Source organism: uncultured Gilliamella sp. (genome assembly GCA_945271295.1).
Taxonomy (GTDB): domain Bacteria; phylum Pseudomonadota; class Gammaproteobacteria; order Enterobacterales; family Orbaceae; genus Gilliamella.
In genome coordinates this window covers 16,501-34,269 of the sequence record CALYPG010000012.1, presented here as the reverse complement: position 1 = coordinate 34,269, position 17,769 = coordinate 16,501, and the positions used below count along the sequence as shown (strand labels likewise).

The following is a 17,769-nucleotide window of genomic DNA, read 5'->3' as shown; positions in this document are numbered from 1 at the left end:
ATTACTTAGCTTACTTGATTCATTATGGAAAATCTTAAAACCACATTATTATCCACCAATAAACTATTGCTAGTTGCAGGTACCGGTTGGCTTTTTGATGCGATGGATGTTGGGTTGCTGTCCTTTATTTTAGCCGCATTAAAGCAAGATTGGGGATTATCACCCGCACAATTGGGTTGGATTGGCAGTGTCAATTCTGTTGGCATGGCAATCGGTGCATTTGTGTTTGGTATTTATGCAGATAAAAAAGGGCGTAAGTCAGCTTTCTTATTTACGCTTTTAATGTTTAGTGTTGCCAGCGGTTTAAGTGCCTTTGCCTGGGGATTGAGTAGTCTATTAGTTTTACGATTTTTTATAGGTATGGGCTTAGGGGGAGAACTACCGGTTGCCTCAACCCTAGTCAGTGAAAGTGTAGCCCCACAAGTTCGAGGACGCGTTGTTGTACTCCTTGAAAGTTTTTGGGCCGTCGGATGGGTACTGGCAGCATTAATTGCTTATTTCTTAATACCACTACCAACAGTGGGATGGCGTGGAGCTATGATTTTATGTGCGATACCAGCATTTTATGCACTTTATTTGCGTTTCAATTTACCAGATTCTGCCAGTTATAATCAATTAAATACAGCGGCTAAAAAAGAGTCGATTATAACTAAGATACAATCGTTGCTTTCCAAAGAATTTCGTCATCAAACGTTAATGTTATGGATAGTATGGTTTTGTGTGGTCTTTTCTTATTATGGCATGTTTTTATGGTTACCCAGTGTCATGATGATGAAAGGTTTTAATATGGTGAAAAGTTTTGAATATATCTTAATCATGACTATCGCTCAATTACCTGGTTATTTTTCAGTTGCGTGGTTAATTGAACGCGTAGGGCGCAAATGGGTATTAGTTAGTTACTTACTCGGTACCTTAATAAGTGCTTATTTGTTTGGCATAGCTGAATCAGCTAATCAATTATTGGTCTATGGTGCTTTGCTTTCATTTTTCAATTTAGGGGCTTGGGGGGCAATGTATGCCTATACTCCTGAACAATATACAACTAATATTCGTGCAACCGGATCTGGTATGGCGGCATCAATTGGTCGAATAGGGGGGATTTTAGGACCTTTGATGGTTGGATTATTGATGACAAGAAGTATTGCGGTTAGTACTATTTTTGCTTTATTTAGTTTATCTATTTTAATCGCCATTGCAGCTATTATTGTATTAGGAAAAGAGACTAAACAAAAACAGTTAAATTAGATAATTAAATTTATAAAGTATGCTTTAACCAATTATTGTAATTAGTTGTCTTATCAATATTAATAGCTTAATCTATTAAAGTGATGAACTAATCTCATAATTAAATTAATTATATCTGTTTTTTAGTTTTCATAAGCAACAGAAGTCTTAATTATTCTGGTGTTTTATGTCGCCGTTCTGCTTAGTTATTTGAAGTCAATATAATGCTTAATTATACTTAAAAAACCAATTTATCTACTATTATATAGGAGGTATTCTTGCATCTTTCAGCAAAATCTTTCCATTATTTGGGTTTAGTTGCAACAGTCGCTTCTTTAGGTATGTATGTTTCTTATATCCCACAAATAATTGATAATCTTATCGGTCTGAAATCTAATCCAACTCAACCTTTAGCGGCTGCAATTAACTGCTCTTTGTGGGTATGCTATGGATTGTTACGTGAAAAAAAAGATTGGCCAATTGCTATTGCTAATTCACCCGGTGTCATTTTTGGTTTAATGGCTTTTTTTACCGCACTATAATTTATTAATGCAATGTAATAACAAGGGATGGATCTATTACTTGTTTAACTTGTTATCTTTTTGCATCTATCAAAATAGATGAACATATTTTTTATTTAAAGCTTGCCTTTTTGCTAAAAATAAAGTCGCCAAAAAACTAGATTAATATTTAACCGCATTAAAATAATATTTATTTTCAATGTGATACATAGTTATCAACAGGTTTGTTAAATACTTATCAAATACTATAGTGAATAATTTATTTTATAAAGCCAAAAAAATAATTTAATTAAGGCGCCACCCATTGTAATGGTTTGGTTAGCATATTATAGTAGATGTTATCTTAATTAAATCGGTATGCATTATTTGCCGAACAATAAGATATCGTTACTGGTATTATTGAGTAACGTTTCCTTTCTGTATTTTAAGAAATATTATCAAATTGCGTTTGAATATTGAATTTTAGAAACAAAGGAAGGGATAGTTATGGTTGAAGTCAATTTTTCAAATGAATTAATCAAAGAATTCATTTATTCAATGTATCGTAAAGAGGTTTTATTAAATTTAAAAGGCGTAGTGTTGACCGAAGAAGACAGGAAAACATTACACGATAAACGTGATTTTGTTAACGGATTATCTGAAACCGAACTTGCTGACATTCGTTCTTGGATTTTAAATAAATTGAAATTATTAGAATCCCAACAGAAATAAACATTTATAAAAAAGGCATTTTTTATAATTTTATGTTTACTTACCATTGGGTTTGTTGACATTGCAACTTGTGGCAAGCACTGCTATAAAAGTTTGTGATAATTATTTTGAAAAAAATAATAACGAACAACTATGCTAAAAGTTATGTTATCAGGTACCTAGTTGCAAAAACGACAAATATTAATATTAAAAACAGGACGAATTTATAATAAGCCTGAGCCCCATAACACATTAGAAGGTATTTGCAACCAAGTACGAATTGGTTACCTGTGGCGTGGTATCGCCACAGTTTTTGATGATTGGTTTGTTATTTATTGTCAATTTAATTTAAAGTGTAAAAATCATAAAATCAAAAGATCAACAGCCATCCTTATTCATTTGTTGAAATAAAATTTTAATCTAGATTTATACTATATTGCGTTAATTAGTTGTTAAGATTGTTCATTAATCCATGTTTGAATTAATTTATAGGTCAATGCTAATACCACAGGTCCAATAAATAATCCCATAATACCAAAACCAAGCATTCCACCAATTACACCAAAAAGAATCAGTAAAAATGGTAAGTCGGCTCCTTTTTTAATTAAAAAAGCACGCATCACACTATCTAGTGTTGTTAATATAATTGCTACTACAATTAAAATAATGCCAGAGGTAGTATGCCCATCCCAAAATTGCCAAATAATACAACCAAGCATTACAACTACAGGACCAATTTGCGCGACACAACAGATAAATAATATTAAAGTTAAAATTCCAGGAAATGGCATGCCTGTTAAAACTAAACTAATTCCACCAATAAAGGCCAGAGTAATGGCAGTAACTACTACACCAAGTGCTACCGCACGAATTGATTGCCCAGCTAATGTTACAGTTGTGCTACCATATTGCTTGGATAACCGATTGGCAAAAAGATAAACATATTTGGTAAAACTTTCCCCTTTTAGAAATAATAGTAGGCTGAAAATGATCATTACGCCGCCATGGAAAATGAAAATACCAATATTAGTTGCTTGTTCTAACAGCCAACCTATCATGGTACCAATATAAGGTTGCACTTTGCTAACTAAATCTGAGCCATCAGTTTTAATAAGTTCTATCCAATTTTGATGTAATTCAGCACCAAACATTGGTATGTTTTCTAACCAATCGAATGTAGGTAGTTCTTTATGGGGTAACGTTTTAGCCCATTCGATTAAATAATGGCCGTTTTGAGTGATACTACTAATAATTAAAATAAAAGGAATAACACAAACAAAAGCCAATATGAATGTCATAACTAATAGCGATAACCAACGCTTATTAAATAATTTATGTTGTATTTTTATCATCAGTGGCCAAGTGGTGATAACCACCATTACCGCCCAAAAAAAACCGAATAAAAAAACTTCAACTACACGATAGGTGACAATAATAATTAATCCAATCACTAATAGATTTAGTATTAACTTTAATAAATCATAAGTATTTTTTTCGGCCGACATTTTTTTACCATATTATTTTAACCATATGATGTTATTATACGCATTACCATAAAAAAATCATACACTGTAATTTTAATGATGAATAATTTTACTGGAGAGATAAAAATGAAAAAATTAATGTTATTAGCGTTGGTGAGTGCCGCATTGTCAGCTTGTGCAACAACTCCTCGTTTACCTAAAACAGTTGTAAATGCTAATGATACTGCTCCTTATCCTGAAGCAATGTCCGGTTACACTCGTTATGCAATTCATCTGCCAGCTCTACCCGATGAAAATAATGCGCGCGTCGAAGTGTTTATTGGCAAAGAAATGAGTGTTGATTGTAACGCTCATAGCTTGGCTGCAACAGTAAAACAAGAAGAGTTAAAAGGGTGGGGGTATTCTTATTACGTTGTAGAGAATGTCAATAATGGTATATCTACCTTAATGGCATGTCCGGCAAATGTTACTAAAAATAAATTTGTCACAATCAATCATAATTTAGGTTGGTTGGACTATAATAGCCAATTACCTATTGTGTTTTATGTACCGAATGATCTAAATGTCAAATATCGTGTTTGGCAACCAAAAGCTAAAATAATGCAAGCTAATGCTGAATAAATTAACAAAATTAATCGATATTCGAACGTAAACTCTGGGTTGAGAGGCTAAATTATAAGCACTCAATCCAGAAACGAATGATATTTAATATTTTAGGTGGACTTCTTTAAAAAAAAAGGTATTTTATCCATCGTAATGCAAGGTTAAGCTCTACTTGCTCATTAATTATTTTAATGACTTGTGATTGCCTGATTACCTCGGTTTCGCCAGATTATATTTAACAGTAGCTGGTAAAATTTGGGGGTTCATTGCCTTTTAGCAATGGGCTTGTGTCTAACATGTAATATCCCTAACTAGAGGAGAAGTGGTGAGCATGTTTACTCAACGTAAAACAATTCTTTCAATCGTTGCTGGTGTTTCACTAGCATTATCTCAAACTGCTATAGCTAAAGATCGTGTCGTGCATTTTTATAATTGGGCAGGACAAATAGGTTCACAAACTATTTCTGATTTTGAAAAATCAACAGGTATTAAACTGGTTTATGATGTTTATGATTCAAATGAAGCTTTGGAAGGTAAACTCATGGCTGGTCATTCAGGTTTTGATGTGGTGTCACCTTCGGATAGTTTTTTAGCCAGACAAATAAAATCAGATATTTATTTACCATTAGATAAGCGTAAATTACCGAATTGGAAAAATCTAGATCCAAATCTGATGAAATTGATGGCAAACCACGATCCTAATAATACTTATGCCATTCCTTATGTATGGATGACCACAGGTATTGGCTATAACATTGATAAAGTTAAAGAACGTTTAGGGGCAGATGCACCAGTAAATAGCTGGGATTTAGTGTTTAAGCCTGAAAATATGGAAAAGCTCAAAGATTGCGGTGTAGCTTTTTTAGATGCGCCAACCGAAATTTTTGCTAGTGCTTTGCAATATTTAGGTAAAGATCCCAATAGTACCGATGCTAAGGATTATACTGAAGCAGCATATGATTTATTAGCAAAAGTGAGACCAAATATCCGTTATTTCCATTCATCCCAGTATATTACCGATCTGGCTAATGGCGATATCTGTGTGATTTTAGGTTGGTCAGGTGACATTTTACAATCCCGTGATAGAGCTAACGAAGCAAAAAATGGCGTGCATATTGGTTATCAAATTCCTAAAGAAGGCGCATTGGTCTTTTTTGATACCTTTGCCATACCAAAAGACTCTGAGAATGTTGATGAAGCCCATGAGTTTTTAAATTTTGTTATGAAGCCTGAAATTGCAGCACAAGTAACCAATGATGTGAATTTTGCAAGTGCTAATAAAGTGGCAAATGACAAGTTTGTTAAACCTGAAGTGAAAAACGATCCTGCAGTTTATCCAAAACCTGAAGTGATGGAAAAGTTATTCACTTTAAAAGTTAAAGAACCTAAGCTTGAACGAGTAATTACCCGAACGTGGACAAAACTCAAAACAGGTAAATAAGCGACTTATTGTATTTTGGGTTATTTACTAACTTATTCTAGACGGAGAGATTGATATAATCTTTCCGTCTCGTTTTTTTGGCTTGTTGTTATGAGGAAAAAAGAGTGAACGATAAAACAACAAATCAGGTACAGCCTAAAAAAAAGATGATTACTCCTTTATTGGAGATCAAGAATTTAACAAAAGTTTTTAATGATGATTATTATGCTGTCGATGATGTTAATCTCACTATTTATACTGGTGAAATTTTTGCATTATTAGGGGCTTCCGGTAGTGGTAAATCAACACTATTAAGGATGCTTGCTGGTTTTGAGCAACCCACTTCCGGACAAATTATTTTAGATGGGAAAGATCTATCACAAGTACCTCCTTATAATCGTCCTATTAATATGATGTTTCAATCTTATGCTTTGTTTCCTCACATGACGGTTGAACAAAATATTGCCTTTGGTTTAAAGCAAGACAAATTAAGCCAAGAAGAGATCCAAAAGCGTGTTGAAGAAATGCTAGCTTTGGTACATATGGAACAGTTTGGAAAACGTAAACCACACCAATTATCTGGCGGTCAAAGACAACGTGTAGCATTGGCCAGAAGTTTGGCTAAACGTCCAAAATTGCTATTACTCGATGAACCAATGGGAGCATTAGATAAACAACTTCGTGATCGTATGCAATTAGAAGTAGTTAGTATTTTAGAACAAGTTGGCGCGACTTGTGTTATGGTTACCCATGATCAAGAAGAAGCCATGACCATGGCGGGGCGAATTGCGATTATGAACAAAGGCCAATTTGTACAGATTGGTGAACCAGAAGAGATTTATGAGCATCCAAATAGTCGTTATAGTGCCGAATTTATTGGTTCAGTTAATATTTTCGATGGTATTTTGCAAGAAACTTTAGATGATGGTTTGATCATTAGTTGTCCGATGATTAAACAACCTTTAAAAGTCGATTATGATTCCCCAGCGGTTGAAGGTGTACCAATTAAAGTTGCTTTGCGCCCGGAAAAAATCAAACTATGTGATGAACTTCCTGAAGAAAAATATAATGTTGCAGTTGGCGAAGTGGTAGAAATTGCTTATTTGGGTGATCTCTCTATTTATCATGTTAAATTACATAGTGGACAAATTATTATTGCGCAATTACAAAATGAGCATCGTTATCGTAAAGGTATGCCAACTTGGGGGGATAGTGTTAACTTATCCTGGGAAGTCGATAGTTGTGTTGTTCTTACCGAATAAACCAGAGAGGATATAGTGATGCGATCCATTTTATGGGGTTTATTTTTAAATGCATTTGTGTTGCTCAATGTTTATTGGCGTTTTGTAACGACAGACGCATTTGATAATCTATTTTTAGATGCATTATTTATGGCAATGACATTGAGTTTTCTAGTGTCATGTTTGGGAACCTATCTAGCGCATTATAAACCATCTAAATTTGCTTATCGACTTATTATTGCTGGTAGTATTTTATTTATTCCGGCAGGTTTGGTGGTAATTTATTTTGCTATCAAAAAATTACGACAGCAACGAGATAATTCTGATTTAATGACGCTTTATGGTCGATTAATAGTAATTGCGATTCCATATCTGTGGATGCTATTACTATTTTTGTTACCATTTATAATTGTCTTTAGAATTAGCTTTTCGGAAATGGCATTAGCGGTACCACCATATACTAAACTATTAAGTTATGATGATGGATTGCTCAATATTACTTTAAATTTTGGCAATTATCTTAATTTAATTAGCGATACCATTTATATTGATTCGTATTTACAATCATTAAAAGTTGCCGCCATCTCAACATTATTGTGTATATTGATTGGATATCCCCTCGCGTGGGCGATTTCTCAATGTAAAGCTTCAACCCGAAACATTCTATTGTTATTAATTATTTTACCGTCATGGACTTCTTTCTTAATAAGAGTTTATGCGTGGATAGGTATACTCAATCCTAACGGTCTATTAAATAACTTTTTACAATGGTTGGGTATAATTGATCAACCACTTATTATAATGAAAACCTATTTAGCTGTTTATATTGGTATTGTGTATTCTTATTTACCTTTTGTGGTATTGCCGATTTATACTTCACTAAGTAAAGTTGATTCCACTTTAATTGAGGCCGCGTTGGATTTAGGTTGTAAGCCAATTAAAACCTTTTTCAAAATTATTGTGCCTTTAACTAAAAATGGCGTAATTGCTGGTGGTATGTTGGTATTTATTCCTGCAGTTGGTGAATATGTTATTCCTGAATTATTAGGTCCTTCTGAAGGCATTATGATTGGTACACAGCTATGGACTGAATTCTTTAATAATCATGACTGGCCAGCAGCTTCAGCGGTTGCAACGGTAATGTTATTGATTTTAATTGTTCCTATTTACTACTTTAATAAGTTTCAAAATCGACAAATAGGGGGTAAATAGATGAACAATTTACCGATTATTATGCGATCAGCATTGATTGTATTTATCTCATCTTGGTTTGGTTCTTATTTATTAACCATATTAATTCCGTCATCAGGATTGGAATTAATCGCGCATAGTAGCTTATATGTTAATTGTTTTATTTTTAGCCTGATTGTGACGGCTATTGTAACCTTAGCTTTAATTTGTAAGTGCTTAAAAGGGCTTATTTTACTAGTGGTTTATGCCTTTTTATATATACCAATGATTATTTTGATCATTTATTCATTTAATAGTTCAAGATTAGTAACAGTTTGGGCTGAATTTTCAACTAAATGGTATTTTGAATTAATACATAACGAAACACTACTTAAAGCTGTTGGATTGAGTTTATCTATTGCGGCAGGAGCAGCAACACTTGCCATTGTATTGGGTACGTTAGCGGCTTATGCGGTTATTCGTTTTAGGCGATTTCGTGGTTCAAATTTATTTTCATTTATGACCACGGCGCCATTGGTTATGCCTGACGTTATAACTGGTTTGGCTTTGCTGTTATTATTTGTTGGTATGGGGCAAGTATTAGGCTGGCCAAAAGATCGTGGCGCATTAACTATCTTGATGGCTCATGCAACTTTTTGTACGGCTTATGTAACGGTGGTTATTAGTGCCAGATTACGCGAGTTAGATAAATCAATTGAAGAAGCGGCTTTAGATTTAGGTGCTAATCCGTTAAAAGTATTTTTTATCATTACATTGCCGATGATTGCTCCAGCGCTAGTTTCAGGTTGGTTACTGGCATTTACACTATCGCTGGATGATGTAGTTATTGCTAATTTTGTAACTGGACCTGGTGCGATGACCTTACCAAAACTGATATTTTCGAAAGTACGTTTAGGTGTTGATCCACAAGTAAATGCGTTAGCAACAATTATATTATTTATTGTCGGTATTATCGGCTTTATTTCGTGGTTATTAATGCGCCGTGCTGAACGCCGCCGTCTGCGCGAAATCCGCATGCGTTAATACTTTTATTCATTTACAATCAATTTATTATTGCCACGTAATGTGGCAATAATTCACTAATTGGCTTTTTGCAACCTAATATCAACAATACCACTAGCGTGCGATTGCTCCTCAATTCATAATATTTAAAACGCTCGAAACCTAATGAATTAATAGCTTTATTATATTTTATAACAACCAGCAAGTGTCAGCTCAATTCCATTAAACAGGCTATTTACTATTCTTTACAAATCTTCCAGGCTGTAAAGGTAGTTAATTTTTTTTTTAACATTATACTTTTAATGTTTAAAACAAATTCAGCATGATTTATTTGCAAATAAGCATAAATATAAAAATATGAAATAAAGAAATGGATTAATTAACGCAAAGGAAGTTATGGAATATAATGATAAAGATAAGAGATTGGCAAACTTATGCCTTAAATTTAAATAAGTATGATTTAGTTCGATTTTTTGGCTTAAACATCAATTTAACTGATAATATAGTTAATAAAAGTGTACAACTAGATCGTAAGTCTTTATTAATTAGTTTTAATAAGTGGTTAAATTCCAATCTAAAGTTGCGATTTAGCCTAATTCTTGATTCAATCTTCCAGTTAGTTTCAATCCTAACTTCAGTTGTTGCTTCTGCTCAACCTAAAAGCCAAGTCCAAACATCAAAATGGTTATCAAAATTGCTTTTAGCATGGATGCCGTTATTATTACTGATGTATTCATTTGATACTCAAGCATTATCAGCCAAGGCAGCGCAAAATATTAATGGTAGTGCGCCATATTTAACCTTCGATGGTGGTAGTACTAAAAGCACTACTACCAATAGTTTATTATCAATCAAATTATCAGATGGTAGCATTTTCACCCCAGCCAATACCTCAACTATTATGAACCCAATAAAGTTACCCAAGGACGGAGAGAGCTTTAATGATATTGTTATGTCAATCCCCGCCTCTGCTAACTCGATAGATTTGAATAAGTTGATTGGTCCACCCAATAACTACTGGGGTGATGATGATGGTGACGGTCAAGGGGTAAATGGCATAACCGCTACCGGAAGTTTAAGTGTAAGTATTACTAATAAAAATAATCAAAAAGTAAGTCGTGGTACTGTTTTAGACATTTGTAGTGCACCTTATAAAGTGATAATAACCAGTACTAATGGTAGTTTAACAACCCAATATGGGGAACCAAATGACAGTACTTTCATTGGTGGCAGTGCTACTTATTACATCAATCCTAATTCATCACCCGTCATCTGTTACGTTAAACCGGAACTGAATTTAGGCGCAGACAGCTATGCTGGTCCTGAAAATGTATGGAGTTCAACTAAGGGTTTTCTCCCTCAATCGACTTCAGATTATAGTCTTAACTTCCCAACTACTGGTGCTAATAATTTGTATTTTGATTTAAATATAGGGGGAACAGGTCCATTAACTTGGCCACCCGTCACTAAGTCTGGTATTACTGCCACTATGACGCCTGATAATAGCGGCACAAGTGTCAGGGTCAAACTAACCGGCCCGGCGAAAGGACAGTCACAAGTCGGCAAACCAACTTTGCCCGCGGTATTCGAGTTAGTCGGTTATGATAGTAGTGATAGAGCGGTAGTAAAATATGGTTTTGTATTAAAGCAGTGGTTCGTCAACCGTGGTGGAGTAACAGCTGATTTCGCCAATACAGAATCTTGGTGTGCAAGCTTAGGTTATCGCCTTCCACACGTAAGGGACCTTACCAATGCAGTGTGTGTAGGCGTTGACTCAGTAGTTTGCCAAGGAGCCGTAGGTGCTAGTCCGCAATCAGATGGTAATTATTATAAACGTCAAATTGGAGCTGGTTTGTTCTCCGAATGGGGTGATACAAGTAATTACGCTGATGCTGGCTTTGTCTACCTCACCTACCATACAAGTGATGCAGCCTTGGGCGGACCTTATCCGTATAACGCTGTTTATCCTTACTGGGGGAGCGTTGACAACTCTTACCCTATTGAAAGCCGCAGTGGATTATGTACTTATCCTTAGCTTTCGCTCATAATTTAAAAGACGTAAAAGATATTATGGAACAAATAAAGAAACAAAAAAGTTGCTTTGGCCAAACTAACCGAGTCGACAAAGCTAGCGAATAATAGGCTTTTGTTGTTCAATAACAAAGGCGATTGACTGATAACGGCACAAAGATGTTGATGTCTCAAATAAAATATTCATATTTTTTTTACGCATTTTGTATTATAGTGATCAGCGTCAGTTAACTGACAAAATTCTCAGGGCGGGGTGTAAGTCCCCACCGGTGGTTATAGCCCACGAGCGCTTAATATAACAAGTTATTGTTGATTGTTACCTAATAATACAACACCGAGTTGCAAGGTAATTATATTAAGGTCTAGCTGATTTGGTGAAATTCCAAAGCCGACAGTTATAGTCTGGATAAAAGAGAGTTGCTTATCTTTTCATAATTTGCTGTTAAGCAAAGTCCCTATGGTCAAGCACTTGCCCTGGTTCAGGTATTTAATTTATTGCTACATAAATAGTATTAACATGGGCAGCATCATTAAAAGCAAAAAAGTATTATTGGCTGAACGCTAAGCCGATTAAACTACTGGTTTAATGCCTCATCATTGAGTAACACCAACTGTTAATACTATTTAGTTAAATAATAAATATTTATTAATGATAAAGAGATAGGTATTTACCATGAATCAGTTTAATTTACAGGAATTTGGCACCCCAACTGAGCGTGTCCAAAAAGCTATCGCTTCGATTAAAGCCGGTCAAGGCGTGTTAGTTTTAGATGATGAAGATCGTGAAAACGAAGGCGATATCATTTGGGCGGCACAAACAATCACTACCACACAAATGGCGATGACGATTCGTTATGGTAGCGGAATTGTGTGTTTATGTTTGCCTTTAAACCATTGCCAACAATTACAATTACCCATGATGGTTGCCAATAATACTAGCAAAAATAACACCGCATTTACTATTTCAATTGAAGCGGCAGAAGGGGTAACTACTGGAGTTTCGGCCGCCGATCGAGTCACAACGATTAAAGCGGCGGTAGCGGATAATGCTAAACCAAGTGATCTAAATCACCCCGGTCATGTATTTCCTTTAGTGGCTAGAGAAGGCGGAGTTTTGACTCGCCGCGGTCATACTGAGGCTTCGGTTGATTTAGTTACTTTAGCTGGCTTAAAACCCGCCGCCGTTTTGTGTGAACTCACTAATGATGATGGCACCATGGCAAGAGCGCCGGAAGTGGTTAAATTTGCTAAACAACATAATTTACCAGTAGTCACTATTGAAGATATTGTTGCCTACCGTAAATCGGTAGATGTTTAAATAAACCATTGGTTTTCGCCGAGTTCATCGGCGAAAGTTGCAATACCAATTTAATAGGAACATTACGCTGACAGCAGTTGCTGATAATTTATTTAATAAACGATCATTTAGAGAAGGTAATTCTTCATCTTTCAAACACCCAAAACAGATAAAGTCATTGCTTTAGGAGTAGGCAATGCCACTTATAATGAACCAGAGCGTACATTATTTATAAGTACTAATATTTCTTTCTAAACAACTTTTATTGATCTACTAAAAACCTCCTAGCCGATTGGCTGGGCGGTGAGTTTATTGATAATGCCTTTCTGATCCCTTCAATAAATAAATTCACGGTGTAGGCAAAAACTTGTCCGGATTCGACTGCTTGGAAGGCGGGAGCTAGTTTTTTGGTCAGTTCAAACCCTTGATCTGGCAAATTCTCAATGTCTTGCACGTCGGTTTCGTCGGCTGGGCGCAGTAGTCCACCCGCTTCTGATGCCGCCAAACCAATTATACAAGCGTAATAACCCAAACAAAAGCTGGTGACTTGATTATCATTACAACCGGCATCGGTGAGAGCTTGGCACACATATTCAGCGCGAATATAGTCGGCTAGCCCGGTACTCCAAAATTGTTGCATTAATTTAAAGGTGTTGGGATAGGCAAGAGCGATCTCACGATATTGATAAGCTAAATACTTTAAGCGTTCATCCCAGGGGCTTGCGTCACTAATGGTTGAAATCCTACGGGTTAACTCTTCGGCCATTGCCCGTTCTAAGCCTTTTTTAGATTTAAAATGGTATTGTAATGACATCGGATCACAAGCAATTTTAAAAGCCAATTTACGTAAACTAAAATTAGAGTCACCTACCTCTTCCATAAATTCAATAGCTGCATTAACCATAGCTTGTGAGGCTAACCCTTTAGGGCCGGTCGTTTTGATTTTATCTGGATTTTTCATGGTTAATCTCAAACACCAAAAAGCGGTATTATTATATCGCTATTCACCTTCACAGAGCAAAGATAACATTACTGAACAATTAAAATGCTATTAATAATAGACAATTGGTGGTTGTTATTTATATTTCTTCATTGTAGAATTATTTCTATAATGAAGAAAGAATAAAAATTTGAATAACGTTTAGCAAGATAATTGCATAAATGTAAAATCATTTTTATTCGATAAATTAAATGGTTAGGTGCAAATCTTACAATTTGCGAACCATCTTTACTTTCAATGATTAACTTCAATGAAAAGAACAAAATCAAATTAGTTTGAAACAAAAGTGATGAGGTAGCTATGTTTAGCGCAAATAAAGAGTGGGCATTTGTGGTATTAACCTGCTTTTTAGAATTATGCTGGATTTTAGGATTTAGCATTGCAACAGAATATTGGCATTGGATTATTATTATTTCTTTGATTTTAATTGATTTTACTTTTCTTACCAATGCGTGTAAAACGATTCCGACCGGTACGGTTTATGCAATATTTTCTGGAGTAGGAGCCATTGGTGCTACTTTTATTGATATGTTTCTTTTTAATAGAGAGATTAAAGTCATACAAATTTTTTTCGTGGCATTAATTATTATCGGGGTTGTACAACTTAAACGTACCGATAGCTAAGTAATAAACGTGAAGGATGATTTTATGGGATGGCTGTTAATATTTACGGCATCAATATTTGAAGTTATAGGTGCAGTTGGACTTAAATTATACGCTCAGCAGAAAAACTTATTCAGATTAGTTTTATACTGGGGGGGATTTTTTGTTTCATTTGTTTTATTTTATATCTCTTTACATTATCTTGAATTAAGTATTGTTTATCCAGTTTGGGTTGGGCTTGGAACCTCAGGAGCGGTATTAGCTAATATGTTGCTGTTTAAAGAACCAAAAAATACAGCGCGGTTGTTGGGATTGGCTATTATCATTATTGGGGTAGTTGGTTTACATGTGACCATGTAACCTATTATATTTTAGGCAATATTTGCTTTAGGATACTCCCATTAAACCAATTACACCACCAATAATAAATCGCATATAATTTGCCTGAACTAAACTAAAACTATCATTAAATAAGATAATACCCAAAATAACCACCCTCCACTGAACCGTCTGCGGTTCAAATTAAAAAAACAATGCAAACTGGCAAGTTTTCATTGCTGAATTGGGCCAAAAAATCAAACCTATAACTTTTTTTATGAATTAGTCATAAAAAAAACCGAAGGTGACCCTTCGGTTAAATCAAAGTCCTTTTTAATTGAAAATAATAAAAAAGATTGTATTCTTAATACAGTTCTTAAAGCTCTTTAGCGTGTTGTTTTAAATAACTAGCCACACCATTTGGATTATCTTTCATCCCTTGTTTACCTTTAGTCCATTGAGCAGGGCATACTTCACCGTGTTCTTCATGAAATTGGAAGGCATCAACAATACGAAGCATTTCGTCAATATTACGTCCAATCGGTAAATCATTAATTGTTTCATGACGTACAATTCCTGATTTATCAATAAAGAATGATGCACGGAGTGCGACACCTGCTTCAGGGTGTTCAATACCATAAGCTTGCATAATTGTATGTTTAACATCAGCAACAATTGGGAATTTGACCTCACCAATACCACCTTTATCTTGTGGGGTATTACGCCAAGCATTATGAACATATTGCGAATCCATTGACACACCAATTACTTCAACACCACGTTTTTGAAATTCATCTAAACGATGATCAAATGCGATGATTTCAGATGGGCAAACAAAAGTAAAATCCATCGGCCAAAAGAATACTACTGCGTATTTATCTTTGATATGGTTAGCTAAGTTAAAATTGTTAACTATTTCACCTGATCCTAATACTGCTGCTGATGTAAAATCAGGGGCTTTACGGGTGACTAATGTCATAATCTATCTCCTTGTTGTATTCAAAATGCATAACTATCAATGCCTGCATTATAACAATTAAAGTCGATTGTCCAAGTTGTTATGAACAATCAATTATATAAGTTTAAACTATTAAGTGAGGATTTATTATTCGGTAGTAGTTATTAACCGTTTCGGTTTACCTTTGTTTTTGGTGTCTCGGTGACGGAGTTTGACCTTGTTCTTGGTAGTTTGTTCTTTCTTCTTATCCGACTGTTTTTGCTTAGTTTTTTGTGAGACTTTTTTCTTAGTTACCGGTTTTGGCGCTTTAGTCTTTGGCCTTAGTTCATCAATTGTTCTTAGTTTAATCGGTTCTTGAATATAGCGTTCGATTTTTTTCAATAATTCATTATCGTGCGCTTCAACCAACATAATGGCAGTACCTTTTTTACCCGCTCGTGCAGTACGGCCAATGCGGTGCAAATAGACATCAGCAGTTTTGGGTGCGTCAAAATTAATAACATGTGTGACATCGTCAATATCAATACCACGTGCTGCTACATCAGTTGCAACCAGTACGTTAACGGTATTATTACTGATTCTTTTGATTGCTTCGTTACGTTTAGCTTGCACCATTTCACCTTCCAAGTAGCAGCTATTAATGCCAGCTTGATGTAACCACGTAACTAATTCGTGTACCCGCTCGCGTTTACGGACAAAGACAATTGTTTTTTTAAACTCATCTTGTTTCAATAAATGTATAAGTAGAGCAGTTTTATGGTTTAAATCATCTGCACGATAATAAAATTGTAAGATTTTTTTACGTTCTTTGCGCGATGGATCAGCATTAATCTCAATGGGTTCATTTAAAATGCGTTTAGCAAAATCATGTAATCCAACTCCTTCAAGGGTTGCTGAAAAGAGCAACGTTTGTTTGCGCCAACGTGTTTCTGCTGCAATGGTTTCGACATCGGGAGCAAAGCCCATGTCGAGCATGCGATCGGCTTCATCAAGAATAAGCATTTCAACTGCACGGCAGTCAAAATTTTCTTCTTTAATATATTGAAGTAGGCGACCAGTGGTAGCAATAGCAATATCTTGATTTTTACTAAACACTTCGGCATGATTCATATAAGCCACACCACCGGTAATGGTGGCAATACTTAAACAAGTATTTTCGGTTAGTCGTTTGGCTTGTTCTGCAATCTGCATCGCCAGTTCGCGTGTTGGGGTTAAAATTAAAATTCGAGGTGGTCCTGGCTTGCGACGAGGAAAGTCAAGTAAATGTTGTACCGCAGGAATTAAAAAAGCTAAAGTCTTGCCTGTACCAGTTGGCGCTGAACCCAAAATGTCTTTACCATCTAACGCAACTGGAATAGTTTTAGTTTGGATCACTGTTGGGGTATGAATATTTTGTGTTTGTAAGTTGCGAATTAAAATGTCATCTAATTGTAAATCTGAAAAAGTCGTTACAGTCATATTGATCTATCATTCTGGAATAATGTGACACATTATAGCGACAATCAACAGAACTACAATCAATAAAACGGTGACGATTTTGTCATATATGGTTTTTATATGATGATTTTAAGCTGTAGATCTTTTATGTCATTCAAGTAAAGAACATACTAATAAATATTAGGTAAATTCAAATAATAAGTGCAAATTTTAACATTAAAAACCGTGGTAAGATATAACATGGTATGCTTAAAGTCTATGGGCTATAAGATCAAAAAGATAGCGCAGGCGCTAGGTAGACATCCTTCATCACGACCTAAAACCGTTGCTAACAGGACTCAATGGATTGTTATTTAAATTCAAGACTAAATTTGTTGACCATGATGTTTTGTCCTATAATTTTTATTTATATCATAGAGGATACTTCAGTCTACTTTTTGGGCGAAAATCATATTAAACTTGTTTACATCGGTTTGTGTCTGATAGGAAAATTAAATAAATGGGATGATTGTTAAATTATAAAATATTATTAAGTGAGACTCTAATCCAAAACATGTCATTACATTGGTAATACACCGTGTATAATGAGGATTTTATACTATTTCGTACCATAAGCATATAACCTGAGACTTAAGACCATAGCTAACCATGACAGGACGCTGATTTGAACAAATCGATTTTTTGCTAAAAGATCAGCTATTGTGATTAAAGCTGAGTAAAGTAAATTGATCGTTGCGCTTGGGTTGTAC

At 35.0% G+C, this 17,769-nt stretch carries 15 protein-coding genes, 1 pseudogene and 1 riboswitch; of the genes and pseudogenes, 12 read left to right on the top strand and 4 right to left on the bottom strand.

The window, feature by feature from the left end; all coding sequences use genetic code 11:
- Positions 1-24 precede the first annotated feature (24 nt).
- The 3 genes from Q0K76_RS07695 (at position 25) to Q0K76_RS07685 (ending at position 2,456) form a co-directional block, all read left to right on the top strand.
- Positions 25-1,245 (top strand): MFS transporter, encoded by a 1,221-nt coding sequence (locus tag Q0K76_RS07695; RefSeq protein WP_294613860.1) that lies wholly within the window; start codon positions 25-27, stop codon positions 1,243-1,245.
- Positions 1,246-1,502: 257 nt separating this feature from the next.
- Positions 1,503-1,766, top strand: coding sequence for a SemiSWEET family transporter (locus Q0K76_RS07690; protein WP_294613858.1), 264 nt, complete (start codon positions 1,503-1,505; stop codon positions 1,764-1,766).
- Between the two features lie 465 nt (positions 1,767-2,231).
- A complete protein-coding gene (locus Q0K76_RS07685) occupies positions 2,232-2,456 on the top strand; it encodes a hypothetical protein (protein WP_294613855.1) in 225 nt (74 codons plus the stop codon).
- A gap of 431 nt (positions 2,457-2,887) precedes the next feature.
- Here the strand turns inward: Q0K76_RS07685 and ydiK are convergent, their stop codons facing one another.
- Positions 2,888-3,940 (bottom strand): AI-2E family transporter YdiK, encoded by a 1,053-nt coding sequence (gene ydiK, locus Q0K76_RS07680; protein ID WP_294613853.1) that lies wholly within the window; start codon positions 3,938-3,940, stop codon positions 2,888-2,890.
- Between the two features lie 105 nt (positions 3,941-4,045).
- Between ydiK and eco the strand changes: the two genes are divergently transcribed.
- The 7 genes and pseudogenes from eco (at position 4,046) to ribB (ending at position 12,725) form a co-directional block, all read left to right on the top strand.
- Complete coding sequence (eco, locus tag Q0K76_RS07675; protein ID WP_294613850.1) at positions 4,046-4,540, top strand: serine protease inhibitor ecotin; 495 nt, start codon at positions 4,046-4,048, stop codon at positions 4,538-4,540.
- Positions 4,541-4,853: 313 nt separating this feature from the next.
- Complete coding sequence (locus Q0K76_RS07670) at positions 4,854-5,963, top strand: extracellular solute-binding protein (protein ID WP_294613972.1); 1,110 nt, start codon at positions 4,854-4,856, stop codon at positions 5,961-5,963.
- Positions 5,964-6,067: 104 nt separating this feature from the next.
- The gene (potG, locus tag Q0K76_RS07665; protein ID WP_294613847.1) at positions 6,068-7,204 is read left to right on the top strand and encodes a putrescine ABC transporter ATP-binding subunit PotG; all 1,137 of its coding nucleotides are present in this window, start codon (positions 6,068-6,070) and stop codon (positions 7,202-7,204) included.
- 318 nt (positions 7,205-7,522) lie between these two features.
- A pseudogene (potH, locus tag Q0K76_RS07660) lies at positions 7,523-8,395 on the top strand (putrescine ABC transporter permease PotH); the annotation flags it as partial.
- 243 nt (positions 8,396-8,638) lie between these two features.
- The gene (locus tag Q0K76_RS07655; protein ID WP_363322436.1) at positions 8,639-9,397 is read left to right on the top strand and encodes an ABC transporter permease subunit; all 759 of its coding nucleotides are present in this window, start codon (positions 8,639-8,641) and stop codon (positions 9,395-9,397) included.
- Between the two features lie 385 nt (positions 9,398-9,782).
- Positions 9,783-11,411 carry a hypothetical protein gene (locus tag Q0K76_RS07650; RefSeq protein WP_294613838.1) on the top strand — a complete coding sequence of 543 codons (1,629 nt, stop codon included), beginning with the start codon at positions 9,783-9,785 and terminating at the stop codon, positions 11,409-11,411.
- Between the two features lie 231 nt (positions 11,412-11,642).
- A riboswitch (FMN riboswitch) is annotated at positions 11,643-11,829 on the top strand.
- Between the two features lie 251 nt (positions 11,830-12,080).
- Positions 12,081-12,725, top strand: coding sequence for a 3,4-dihydroxy-2-butanone-4-phosphate synthase (gene ribB / locus Q0K76_RS07645; RefSeq protein ID WP_294613835.1), 645 nt, complete (start codon positions 12,081-12,083; stop codon positions 12,723-12,725).
- A 241-nt stretch (positions 12,726-12,966) separates the two neighbouring features.
- Here ribB and Q0K76_RS07640 read toward each other — a convergent pair whose 3' ends face one another.
- Positions 12,967-13,665 carry a TetR/AcrR family transcriptional regulator C-terminal domain-containing protein gene (locus tag Q0K76_RS07640; RefSeq protein WP_294613832.1) on the bottom strand — a complete coding sequence of 233 codons (699 nt, stop codon included), beginning with the start codon at positions 13,663-13,665 and terminating at the stop codon, positions 12,967-12,969.
- A gap of 339 nt (positions 13,666-14,004) precedes the next feature.
- Between Q0K76_RS07640 and Q0K76_RS07635 the strand changes: the two genes are divergently transcribed.
- Positions 14,005-14,328, top strand: coding sequence for an SMR family transporter (locus Q0K76_RS07635; protein ID WP_294613829.1), 324 nt, complete (start codon positions 14,005-14,007; stop codon positions 14,326-14,328).
- Positions 14,329-14,352: 24 nt separating this feature from the next.
- Entirely contained in the window at positions 14,353-14,667 is a 315-nt protein-coding gene (locus tag Q0K76_RS07630) for a multidrug efflux SMR transporter (protein WP_294613826.1), read from the top strand.
- 334 nt (positions 14,668-15,001) lie between these two features.
- Here the strand turns inward: Q0K76_RS07630 and Q0K76_RS07625 are convergent, their stop codons facing one another.
- Entirely contained in the window at positions 15,002-15,604 is a 603-nt protein-coding gene (locus Q0K76_RS07625; RefSeq protein ID WP_294613824.1) for a peroxiredoxin C, read from the bottom strand.
- A gap of 126 nt (positions 15,605-15,730) precedes the next feature.
- Positions 15,731-17,041 (bottom strand): ATP-dependent RNA helicase SrmB, encoded by a 1,311-nt coding sequence (srmB, locus tag Q0K76_RS07620; RefSeq protein WP_294613821.1) that lies wholly within the window; start codon positions 17,039-17,041, stop codon positions 15,731-15,733.
- Positions 17,042-17,769 lie beyond the last annotated feature (728 nt).

Bases quoted from the DNA above. Each gene is read 5' to 3' on its own strand.
- Q0K76_RS07695 (WP_294613860.1), top strand. From the start codon at position 25: ATGGAAAATCTTAAAACCACATTATTATCCACCAATAAACTATTGCTA.
- Q0K76_RS07685 (WP_294613855.1), top strand. From the start codon at position 2,232: ATGGTTGAAGTCAATTTTTCAAATGAATTAATCAAAGAATTCATTTAT.
- ydiK (WP_294613853.1), bottom strand. From the start codon at position 3,940: ATGTCGGCCGAAAAAAATACTTATGATTTATTAAAGTTAATACTAAAT.
- eco (WP_294613850.1), top strand. From the start codon at position 4,046: ATGAAAAAATTAATGTTATTAGCGTTGGTGAGTGCCGCATTGTCAGCT.
- Q0K76_RS07670 (WP_294613972.1), top strand. From the start codon at position 4,854: ATGTTTACTCAACGTAAAACAATTCTTTCAATCGTTGCTGGTGTTTCA.
- Q0K76_RS07655 (WP_363322436.1), top strand. From the start codon at position 8,639: ATGATTATTTTGATCATTTATTCATTTAATAGTTCAAGATTAGTAACA.
- Q0K76_RS07650 (WP_294613838.1), top strand. From the start codon at position 9,783: ATGATAAAGATAAGAGATTGGCAAACTTATGCCTTAAATTTAAATAAG.
- ribB (WP_294613835.1), top strand. From the start codon at position 12,081: ATGAATCAGTTTAATTTACAGGAATTTGGCACCCCAACTGAGCGTGTC.
- Q0K76_RS07640 (WP_294613832.1), bottom strand. From the start codon at position 13,665: ATGAAAAATCCAGATAAAATCAAAACGACCGGCCCTAAAGGGTTAGCC.
- Q0K76_RS07635 (WP_294613829.1), top strand. From the start codon at position 14,005: ATGTTTAGCGCAAATAAAGAGTGGGCATTTGTGGTATTAACCTGCTTT.
- Q0K76_RS07630 (WP_294613826.1), top strand. From the start codon at position 14,353: ATGGGATGGCTGTTAATATTTACGGCATCAATATTTGAAGTTATAGGT.
- Q0K76_RS07625 (WP_294613824.1), bottom strand. From the start codon at position 15,604: ATGACATTAGTCACCCGTAAAGCCCCTGATTTTACATCAGCAGCAGTA.
- srmB (WP_294613821.1), bottom strand. From the start codon at position 17,041: ATGACTGTAACGACTTTTTCAGATTTACAATTAGATGACATTTTAATT.